The organism is Xanthomonas sp. SHU 199 (assembly GCF_000364665.1).
Classification (GTDB): Bacteria; Pseudomonadota; Gammaproteobacteria; order Xanthomonadales; family Xanthomonadaceae; genus Xanthomonas_A; species Xanthomonas_A sontii.
In genome coordinates, this window is sequence record NZ_AQOI01000188.1 from 1 (window position 1) to 10,184 (window position 10,184).

A 10,184-nucleotide genomic window follows, 5' to 3' on the forward strand; every position below is an offset into this window, starting at 1 on the left:
GGGCAGCGACGGCCTGCGCCAGGGCAGCGTGGATCTCAACCAGCCGCTGTCGGCCGACGGCAAGGTCGCACTGCGCCTCAACGGGCTGGCGATGAACAGCGACGACCCGACCGACCACGTGTACTTCCGCAGCCGCTGGATCGCCCCCTCGCTGTCGCTGGACCTGGGCCCGCGCACCGACTTCGTGCTGCTGACCAGCTACCAGGAACGCGACTACATCCGCCAGCAGGGCCTGCCCTGGGAAGGCAGCGCCGAACCCAACCGCAACGGCAGGATCGACCGCGCGCTGTTCACCGGCGAACCCGGGCAGCGGCCGTACCACAGCCACCAGAGCCGGATCGGCTACGTGCTCGATCACCGCTTCGACAACGGCTGGAGCCTGCACCATGCCGCGCGCTGGCAGAGCTTCGGTCTGGACGGTTTCCTGATCGCCAACAACGGCCTGGCCGCCAACCTGCGCACGCTGCGCCGTACCGCCACCCAGCAACAGTTCGACGGACGCACCTGGGTACAGGACACCTACCTGCAGGGCGGCTTCGCCACCGGCACCTGGCAGCACACCGTCACCGCCGGCCTGGACGCGTTCAAGACCTGGGAATGGAACGTGCAGTCGACCTGCCGCGTCGGCAATCTCGACGTGTACGCGCCGGTCTACGGCAGCGCCGTGGTCTGCCCGGCCCGGCCCACCCGCGACAACCTCAGCGTGGTGACCTCGGGCGGCCTGTACCTGCGCGACCGCATCCAGTTCGCGCCGGACTGGCAACTGCTGCTGGGCCTGCGCCACGACCGCAGCCGCAACCGCAGCGAGGACCGGCTGGCCGGCAGCGACACGCGCACCGACAACAGTGCCACGACGGGTTCGGCAGCGCTGATGTTCGACGCCGGTGGCGGGCTGCGCCCGTATGTCAGCGTCGCGACCTCGTTCTATCCCAACGTCGGCGTCGATGCGCAGGGCGCGCAGTTCGATCCCGAGCGCGGGCGCCAGGTGGAACTGGGCGTCAAGATGGAAGTCGGCAGCGGCACCAGCCTGAGCATGGCACTGTACGACCTGCGCCGGCGCAACGTGCTGCAGACCGATCCGTTCAACGACGGCTACAGCATCGCCGTGGGCGAACAGCGCAGCCGCGGCCTGGAGCTCAACGCCGCCGCCGACCTGGGCAACGGGTTGAGCCTGTTCGGCGGCTACGCCTACACCGATGCGGTGGTCACCGACGACGGTGGCCAGCGTGTCAGCAGCGTCGGCAGCCGCCTGAACAACGTACCGCGGCATAGCGGTTCTGTGTGGCTGCAGTACATCGTCCACGGCGCGGCCGACGGCTGGAGCGTCAGCGGCGGCGCCCGCGCCGAAGGCGAGAAGAGCGCTTACGGCCATCGCATTCCCGGCTACCTGGTGTTCGATGCCGGCCTGGGCTACCGCCAGGGCCATTGGCGCTACGCGCTGAACCTGAAGAACGCCTTCGACCGCGACTACTTCACCGGCGGCCTGCAGCGCGCCGTGGCCCTGGGCGACCCGCGCACGCTGTTGTTCTCGGTGGGCGTGGATTACTGAGTGGGTGCGCGTCGTTGCCACGACGGACGCCGTAGCTGAAAGCGCGGATGCCGGATCGCAGGGAACACCTGTGGGAGCGACTTCAGTCGCGACGCGGGACGTCATCCGGTAGTTCCGTTGCCGATGCGTCGGGACTGAAGTCCCTCCCACAACAGTGACGGGCTGATTGCGCCATTCGGCTGCAAGGGCGGATACGGCGACGCGATGCGTCGGTCGACCTCGCATCCGGGTCGCGGCTGAAGCCGCTCCGACGGTGCCGATCTTCGGACCGCAATTAGGCATCGCGCAGGAGCGGTTTCAGCCGCGACGCATGACGTCGTCCGACGGCTCTGCGGCAGTGCCTCTCAACGGCTTCAGCCGCGACGCGCGACGTCCGACAGCTCCGCGGTAATGCCCGCGTGGGGGCGACTTCGGTCGCGACGCAAGACGCCATCCGGCAGTTCCATTGCAGACGCGTCGGGACTGCAGTCCCTCCCACAACAGCCGCGGCCATCGTGCATCGCTGGATGTGGCGGAAGATCGTATCGACCAGCCGTTCGCTATCGCCTCTCACTCGCGCCCGCAAGCCGACGCCGGTGCATCCGACACCACGCACTGGCGGAAGTCGCGTGGCAGCCCGGCGATCTCGCGGCGCTGACCGACCGCCAGATCGAAGGCCTGCAGCACGCGCGGATTGCAGGCAGCGCCATCGCCGCCGCTGGCCTGCGGCGATGCCGTGCAGGCGGCGTAGACCTGGTAGTGGCAGCGCCCGCTGCGGCTGTCGATGCAACGGAACGTGGCCAGGCCACCGCGATACGTGGTGCGGCTGAAGAGCAGCGGCACGCCGCGTTCGCTGGCCTGCACCACGGTCTCGCGGCGGGCGCCCATGGACAGGTCGAGATCGGCATGTCCCTGGCAGCCGAACAGGCCGAGCAGGCACGACCACAGCACGGAGAGCAGACGCATGGCGGAGATTCCTTGTTCCAGTGCGAAGCGAGGGAATGCGCGGCTACATGCCGCGGAACAGGCTCATGTACGGCTGGCTGACGGTCAGGACCTCGTCGCGGTGGCGCAGCTTCAGCCGGCCCTTGCCGGTGTCGTCGCGCACCACCGAGGCCACCGCCTTGAGGTTGACGATGGTGGAGCGGTGGATCTGCCGGAACGCCGCCGGATCGAGCACGTCCAGCAGCTCGCGCAAGGAAGTGCGCAGCACCGCCTCGCCATCCCGGGTGAGCACCGTGGTGTACTTGCTGTCGGCCTGGAAATACAGCACGTCGTCGAGCAGGATCAGCCGCGTCTCGCGGCCGCTGCTGGCGGTGACCCAGGCCAGCGGTGGCGGCGCCGACGGCGCGACCGGGCGCTGCTGCAGACGCTGCAGCAGCGCGTCGAGCACCGCCGGATCCGGCCCCTGCGCCGCCCGTGCCTGCAGCCGCTGCACCGTGGCCTGCAAACGCTCGCGCACGATCGGCTTGAGCAGGTAGTCCACCGCGCCGTGCTCGAACGCATCGATGGCGTACTGGTCGTAGGCAGTGACGAACACCACCTGCGTGTGCGGGCTCAGTTCGCCCAGCGCACGCGCCACCTCGATGCCGCTCAACCCGGGCATGCGGATGTCCAGGAACGCCACCTGCGGGCGCAGCTCGGCCAGCCGTTCCAGCGCGCTGGCGCCGTCCTCGCACTCGGCGACGATGCGCAACTCCGGCCACACCTCGCCCAGCAGCGCGACCAGCGCATCGCGCAACAGGGTTTCGTCCTCGGCGACGATCGCGTCAGTCATGGTGCGCTCCCGTGTGCGTCGCCACCGGCGGTGGCGGCGTCGTCCCCGCCGGCCACGGCAGGGTGAGGGTGGCGGCCACACCGCTGGGGAAGTTGGAGACGATGGCGAAGCTCGCCGCGCCGGCATAGGTGAGGCGCAAGCGCTCGCGCAGGTTCTTCAAACCGATGCCGGTGCCGCTGGACTGGGTGTTGAAGCCCAGGCCGTCGTCGGCCACGGCAGGGTGACGTGGTCGTCGACCGCGCGCGCCAGGATCCAGATGGTGCCGCCGCCGGGCTTGGGTTCCAGACCGTGCTTGATCGCGTTCTCCACCAGCGTCTGCAGCATCATCGACGGCAGCGGCAGCGTCTTCATCGTCTCCGGCACCTGCACCTGCAGTTGCAGGCGTGCGCCCATGCGGATGCGCAGGATCTCCAGGTAGGCCTGGGTCCGTTCCAGTTCGTCGCCGAGCGAGCTCATCGCGTCCTCGGTGCTGGGCAGCGAACGCCGCAGGTACTGGATCAGATAGCCCAGCATCAGGTCGGCGCGCGGCGGATCGGTCCGCGCCAGCACCTGTGCGCTGGCCAGCGTGTTGTAGAGGAAGTGCGGCTCGACCTGCGCGTGCAGCAGGTTCAGCCGCGCCACGGTCAGCTCCTGCTCGGTGGCGGCCTGTGTGGCGGCGGCCTGCTCGTCGCGGCGCAGCTCGGCCACGCGCCGCGCCAGCGCACGACCCAGGGCTTCGGCGTTCTCGTAGTTGCTGCCCTCGTCGACCGCGAACAGGTCGATCCAGGCGCTGGCATCCGGCTCCAGCAGCAGGGTCAGGCTGCTGGTGCCGGTGCCCGGGGTCACCGTCGCCACCACCTGGTTGCGCTTGACCGCGAAGCGCGCGGCCAGGTTCCAGCGCGACGGCGGGCGGCCGTTGTAGGGATCGATGCGGCGCACCTTGGCGCGCACCTGCAGGCTGTCCAGCGTGCTTTCCACCTCCTCCACCCGCGGCAGCTCGCGCACCGCCGCATCCAGCAGTGCGAACGCCTCATGGGTGTCCAGCGGGATCTCGATCTGGCGCCGCTGGCGGCTGGCCAGGGTGCCCCAGTCAAGGCGCCCGGCGATCAGCCAGACCTTGCGCAGGTGGGTGATGCCGGCGATCAGCGCCGACAGCATCAACAGCATCGCCAACAGGCCGAACAGCCAGCCCGGTCCGGAATTCATACCGTAGAACAACCCGGCCCAGACGAAGGCGGCGACAACCACCGCCACTGCCCAGGCGCACAACAGGCGAACGAGGAAGAACAGGCTGGCGAGCATGGCGGCCGGGGGCTGGGAAGTTCCGGCGAGGATAGCCGCGGCGTCGCACGGCGCCAGCGGCGTGCGACGAAACCGCCGCTGGCGAGGATGGGACCGGGCCTTGGCAGGACGAAACCGCAGCCCAGCCACACGCCGAGGCGGCGGCGCCATTCCAGGCGACAGCGCGCCCTACAGCCTGCTCACGCTGCGGATGCGGATCTCGCTGCTGTCCACGCCGTGGCGTTGCGCCGCCTGCGCCCGCATGTGACACAGCAGCCGCTCCGGGTCCAGCGGCGCCGGCTCGGCCCAGGTGTGCGCCAGGGTGCCCCAGGCCACGCGCTGGCCGAAGCTGTAGGCCTCGTAGTCGGCCAGATAGTGGCGCGCGTGCTCAGGTGCCGACGTGGACATCGCCTTCGTAGCCGTTGCAGCCAAGGTGTTCGAGCGCGATCGACAGCGCCAGCGCGTAGCCCTGCGCGCAGTAGCCGCCGACCTGGCCCAGCCGCTGCCCCGACGCCGCGCACAGGCAGGCTTCGCGGCGATCGCTGGCATCGTCGTGCACTTCCACGTAGGGCCGGCGCAGGTGCGCGACCGCGTCGGCGGTGACGGCGCTGTCCGAGCACGCGCCCGGATCCAGCAGCAGCATCTCCACCCCGGCCTGGTCGGCCTGGGCCAGCGCCTGCAGCAGTTCGCGCTCGCTGGCGCAGCCGCGCACCGCCAGGGTCTTGCCGGCGCGGCCGGCATGGGCCAGCAATTGCCGCATCACCGGTGGAGCGATGCGGGCCGGGCGGCCGCGATGGCCGGCCACGCAGTCCGGGCCACGGAGCAACAGGATCGACATGGCGGCGCCCTCAGTTGGCCAGCGCCGCGCGCGCGCCGAGCCGGCGCTGCGCCACGCCCAGGGCGATCGCGTAGCTGTCGGCGAGCGCACCGTTGGCGATCACCGTCAGCAACGGCATGTGCCGCGGATGCAGCAGCGGTTCCAGCGCCTGCGCGCTGGCATCGTGCACCTCGATGTACGGATGGCCCAGCGCATCCAGCGCCGCGCACAGCTGCGCGCCATGGTCGGCCAGCTCCGACGCCGGCAACTCGCCGGAATCCAGCAGCACCAGCTCGGTGTCGTCGCACGCGCCTTGCTGCAGCCGCGCCACGATCTGCGCGGCATCGGCACAGGCCACCGGCACCACCTGCGCGGCATGGGAAGCGGCCAGACACTGCGCCGCGGCGATGGCCGACGCATCGCGATGCGGGCCCTGGATCAGCAGAATCGACATGGAACACATCCAACGGAAAGGACGTGGCGCAGTCTGCGCGCGCGCCGCGTAAGCGTTCCATGGCGGAAGTGGGCCTGGGGCGTAAAGCTTGCGTAAGGCGGGAATCGGGAATCGGGAATCGGGAATGGAGAATGGAGAATGGAGAATCGTTGAGCGCAAGCCGGGAACGTTCAGCCAACGACATGCCGCTTTTCCGATTCCCCATTCCCCAATCCCCATTCCCGGCTTTATGCGATCATCCCCCGCTTCCCGCCGCCGCCGGACCCGCCATGACCCAAACCGCCCTGCGCCGCGATGTCGGCCCGTTCGCCCTGATGCTGACCGGCCTCGGTTCGATCATCGGTTCAGGTTGGCTGTTCGGCGCCTGGCGCGCCGCCGGGCTGGCCGGCCCCGGTGCGATCTGGGCCTGGGTGCTGGGCGCGGCGATCGTCACCACCATCGCCCTGGCCTATGCCGAGCTGGGCGCGATGTTCCCCGAGTCCGGCGGCATGGTCCGCTACAGCCACTACTCGCACGGCTCGCTGGTCGGCTTCATCGCCGGCTGGGCCAACTGGATCGCGATCGTGTCGGTGATCCCGGTGGAGGCCGAGGCCTCGGTGCAGTACATGGCCTCCTGGCCGTGGCAGTGGGCGCAGGACCTGTACGTGCAGCAGCCCGGCGGCGCCGGCGAGCTGTCGGTGCCCGGCCTGTGCATCGCCGCGGTGCTGGTGCTGGTGTATTTCCTGCTGAACTTCTGGAGCGTCAAGCTGTTCGCGCGCTCCAACAGCCTGATCACCGTGTTCAAGCTGGTGGTGCCGGCGCTGACCGGCGTGGCGCTGATCGCCAGCGGCTTCCACAGCGAGAACTTCAGCGTCGGCCTGCACGGCGGCAGCCACACCATCGACTTCGCCGCGGTGCTCACCGCGGTGGCCACCGCCGGCATCGTGTTCAGCTTCAACGGCTTCCAGAGTCCGGTGAACCTGGCCGGCGAGGCGCGCAATCCCGGGCGCAGCATCCCGTTCGCCGTGCTCGGCTCGATCGCGCTGGCCACGGTGGTCTACGTGCTGCTGCAGGTCGCCTACCTGGGCGCGGTGCCGCCGGACCTGCTGGCCAAGGCCGGCTGGCACGGCATCGACTTCCGCTCGCCGTTCGCGCAGCTGGCGATCATCGTCAACCTGCACTGGCTGGCGATGCTGCTGTACGTGGACGCCTTCGTCAGCCCCAGCGGCACCGGCATCACCTACACCGCCACCACCGCGCGGATGATCTACGGCATGGAGCGCAACGGCACCATGCCCAAGGTGCTGGGCCGGATCCATCCGACCTGGGGCGTGCCGCGCCCGGCGATGTTCTTCAACCTGCTGGTGTCCTACCTGTTCCTGTTCTTCTTCCGCGGCTGGGGCACGCTGGCGGCGGTGATCTCGGTGGCGACGATCATTTCCTACCTGACCGGCCCGATCAGCGCGATGGCGCTGCGCAAGCACGCGCCGGAGATGCACCGCCCGCTGCGCATCGCCGGCCTGCCGGTGCTGGCCGCCGCCGCCTTCGTGCTGGCCACCGAACTGCTGTACTGGGCGCGCTGGCCGCTGACCGGCGAGATCATCCTGCTGATGCTGGTGGCCCTGCCGGTGTACGCCTACTACCAGCAGCGCGACGGCTGGAAGGATTTCCGTCGGCACCTGCGCGGCGCCAGCTGGCTGATCGCCTATCTGCCGACCATCGCCCTGCTGTCGTGGGCCGGCAGCACCACCTTCGGCGGCCACGGCTACCTGTCCTACGGGCCGGACCTGGTGGTGGTCGGCGTGGTCGCGCTGGGCTTCTACTTCTGGGGCGTGCGCGCCGGCTGGCGCACCCCCTCGCTGCAGCAGGCCAGCGGCGGCTGAGCCGCGGCGGCGCTCAGCCGCCGCGCAAAGTTTGCAGCGCGCGCGACAGCAACGTGGCGCCGCTGAAGCCGGCCAGGGCGCACAGCCCTGCCGCGGCGGCCAGCGCACCGATCTCGGCGTGATCGCCGAACAGCGCGATCGCCGAGCCGATGCACGCTGCCGAGAACCCGGCGCCGACCAGACCGATGCGCAGATGCGCGCGCCAACCGCGCAGACGCGGCCAGGCGCGTACCGCGACCAGGCCGGTCAGCAAGGCCGGCAAGACGCCGAACAGGTAGGAATACAGCGCGATCCCCAGCAGCATCAGCAGCCCGCCACCGATGTCACCGAGGTGAGCGCCGCCCCAGAGCCACGCGACCGCCATCATCGGCAGCAAGACCGCCGCAGTCCCCAGCGGCGGCCCGACCAATGGGAACGCCATGGCCACGCCGAGGTAGACCAGCCAGCGCGGCAGCGGATCGCTCCCCGCGTCGGCGCCCATCGGATCGGCGCCTTCCGCGCCCGCACCCGGCGGCGGATCCGCAGCCGCCTGCGGCGCAGGCGGCACTGGGGCGTGACTCACTTGGCGGGCGCGGCTTGGCGCTGTGCGGCGCTGGCGTCGCGGGTGGCGCGGAACTCGGAGTCGCGGCTCCAGTTCGGCCACTGCGTCGAATTGGCCAGTTCCTCGCCCAGCGTGTACAGCACCTGCATATCGCGCGCGGCGCCGGCGAAGGTCCAGTTCGGCTGCCATTCGTCGCCGGGCTGGTGGTAGCGCTTGGCGGTGTAGTCGTCCGAGGCGGCCTTGCCGGCCGCCACGCCGCCGTCCACCCAGTCCTGGCCGGCGGCAAAGGACAGCGCCGGCACGCCGCGCTTGGCGAAGGAGAAGTGATCCGAGCGGAAGAAGTAGCCGGCTTCCGGCTTCGGATCGGGCGTGTAGCGCAGGTCCCAACCCTTGGCCACGCGCTTGAGGTCGTCGAGCAGTTCCAGCTTGGCGGTGCCGTAGATGCCGAAATCGCGCGAGGGCCCGAACGGGCTCATGCCGTCCATGTTGATCACCGCCACCGTGCGCGCCAGCGGATACAGCGGCTTGGAGGCGTAGTACTCCGAGCCGAGCAGGCCCTTTTCCTCGGCCGTGACCGCCATGAACACCACCGAGCGCTGCGGCGCCGGGCCCTTGGCGAAGGCGCGGGCCAGTTCCAGCAGCGCGGCGACGCCACTGGCGTTGTCCAGCGCGCCGTTGAAGATGCGATCACCCTTGGCGTCGGGCGCGCCCACGCCCAGGTGATCCCAGTGCGCGGTGTAGATGAGGGTGTCGTCCGGCCGGGTCTTGCCGGGCAGGCGCGCGACCACGTTGTGCGAGGTGATCACCTCCGACTTCACCGCGTAGTCGGCGTACAGGCGCTCGCCCTTCAGCTCCACCGGCTTGAAGTCGCGCGACTGCGCCTGCTTCTTCAGCGCATCGAAATCCAGCCCGGCGCGCTTGAACAGGTCCACCGCCAGGTCGCGCTGGATCCAGCCCTCCAGCTCCGGGTGCACCGACTTGGGATCGTCGCGGACCACGTCGAACATGCTGTTGGTGTTGGAGTTGGCGACGGTGGCCCAGCCGTAGGACGCCGGTGCGGTCTCGTGCACGATCAGCACGCCGGCCGCGCCCTGCCGCGCGCCTTCCTCGAACTTGTAGGTCCAGCGGCCGTAGTAGGTCATGCCCTTGCCGTCGAACGCGCCCTTGCCGGTCTCGAAATCGGGGTCGTTGATCAGCACCACCGCGATCTTGCCCTTCAGGTCCACGCCCTTGAAGTCGTCCCAGCCGCGCTCGGGCGCCTTGACGCCGTAGCCGACGAACACCAGCGGCGCGCCGTCCAGACTGACTTGGCTGCTGCCGTCGAGCGCGGCGCGCACGGCGATCTGCTGGCCCTGGGTCAGGGCCTGGCGCTGGTCGCCGCTGGCGATGGCCAGCTGCGGCGTACCGACGATGTCGGCGCGGCGCAGCGGCACCGCCTGGGTCCACAGGCGCTTGCCGTCGCGCAGGTCGCCGCCGGGCTGCAGGCCGGCCGCCTGGAACTGCGCGCTCAGATAGGCCACGGTCTTCTCCTCGCCCGCCGAGCCCGGGGCGCGGCCCTCGTAGGCATCGGAGGCCAGTGTCTTGACGTCGGCGGACAAGCGCTTGGTGTCGAAGGTCGGTGCGGGCGGCGGTGCCGCCAGGCTGGCGCCGGACAGCGCAAGCGCCAGCAGGCTCACGATCGGTCGTTTCACGGAGTTCCCTCGGCAGACACAAAGAACCTCGAGTGTAGCGGCGCGGCCAGGCGATCGGCAGGGGCCGGGGCGGTTTGGGCGCGCGCGGTCGTTCAAGCGCTGATGTCGTGGGGCGCGCCATCATCCGCGCGCACGCCGCGTGCGGCTGCGGGTGCGGCAGGGACGCGCGAGGAAATGGACGCTCGCCCGGGACTTCCGTGGCTGGAGCCCGCGGGCCGGCTGGCGCCCTGCGGCCGCAGGCCAGCACCGGCCGG

At 70.3% G+C, this 10,184-nt stretch carries 9 protein-coding genes and 1 pseudogene; 2 read left to right on the forward strand and 8 right to left on the reverse strand.

The features are described from left to right. A partial coding sequence (locus tag D183_RS0107825; RefSeq protein WP_017908514.1) for a TonB-dependent siderophore receptor occupies window positions 1-1,549 on the forward strand: 1,549 nt, incomplete at its 5' end. A gap of 549 nt (window positions 1,550-2,098) precedes the next feature. On the opposite strand, the gene D183_RS0107830 is transcribed toward D183_RS0107825, so the two are convergent. The 6 genes and pseudogenes from D183_RS0107830 to D183_RS0107855 all read right to left on the reverse strand — a co-directional run bounded on the left by D183_RS0107830 (window position 2,099) and on the right by D183_RS0107855 (window position 5,836). Beyond that, window positions 2,099-2,494: a hypothetical protein gene (locus D183_RS0107830; protein ID WP_017908515.1), complete on the reverse strand. Its 396-nt coding sequence runs from the start codon at window positions 2,492-2,494 to the stop codon at window positions 2,099-2,101. 43 nt (window positions 2,495-2,537) lie between these two features. Continuing rightward, window positions 2,538-3,305 carry a LytR/AlgR family response regulator transcription factor gene (locus tag D183_RS0107835; RefSeq protein ID WP_017908516.1) on the reverse strand — a complete coding sequence of 256 codons (768 nt, stop codon included), beginning with the start codon at window positions 3,303-3,305 and terminating at the stop codon, window positions 2,538-2,540. Then, a pseudogene (locus tag D183_RS24255) lies at window positions 3,298-4,586 on the reverse strand (sensor histidine kinase). The gene D183_RS0107835 and the pseudogene D183_RS24255 overlap by 8 nt, the downstream one beginning before the upstream one ends. A 168-nt stretch (window positions 4,587-4,754) precedes the next feature. Beyond that, window positions 4,755-4,973, reverse strand: a complete 219-nt coding sequence (locus D183_RS0107845) for a hypothetical protein (RefSeq protein ID WP_017908517.1) — start codon at window positions 4,971-4,973, stop codon at window positions 4,755-4,757. Continuing rightward, window positions 4,954-5,403, reverse strand: coding sequence for a type II 3-dehydroquinate dehydratase (locus D183_RS0107850; RefSeq protein ID WP_017908518.1), 450 nt, complete (start codon window positions 5,401-5,403; stop codon window positions 4,954-4,956). The genes D183_RS0107845 and D183_RS0107850 overlap by 20 nt, the downstream gene beginning before the upstream one ends. Before the next feature lie 10 nt (window positions 5,404-5,413). Then, complete coding sequence (locus tag D183_RS0107855) at window positions 5,414-5,836, reverse strand: hypothetical protein (RefSeq protein WP_017908519.1); 423 nt, start codon at window positions 5,834-5,836, stop codon at window positions 5,414-5,416. A 269-nt stretch (window positions 5,837-6,105) separates the two neighbouring features. On the opposite strand from D183_RS0107855, the gene D183_RS0107860 reads away from it, so the two are divergent. Next, complete coding sequence (locus D183_RS0107860; RefSeq protein ID WP_017908520.1) at window positions 6,106-7,698, forward strand: APC family permease; 1,593 nt, start codon at window positions 6,106-6,108, stop codon at window positions 7,696-7,698. Window positions 7,699-7,711: 13 nt separating this feature from the next. Here the strand turns inward: D183_RS0107860 and D183_RS0107865 are convergent, their stop codons facing one another. Together D183_RS0107865 and D183_RS0107870 are read right to left on the reverse strand one after the other, a co-directional pair. Then, window positions 7,712-8,179, reverse strand: a complete 468-nt coding sequence (locus D183_RS0107865; protein WP_017908521.1) for a hypothetical protein — start codon at window positions 8,177-8,179, stop codon at window positions 7,712-7,714. Between the two features lie 77 nt (window positions 8,180-8,256). After that, window positions 8,257-9,930 (reverse strand): M28 family metallopeptidase, encoded by a 1,674-nt coding sequence (locus D183_RS0107870; protein ID WP_026144292.1) that lies wholly within the window; start codon window positions 9,928-9,930, stop codon window positions 8,257-8,259. Window positions 9,931-10,184: the final 254 nt, after the last annotated feature.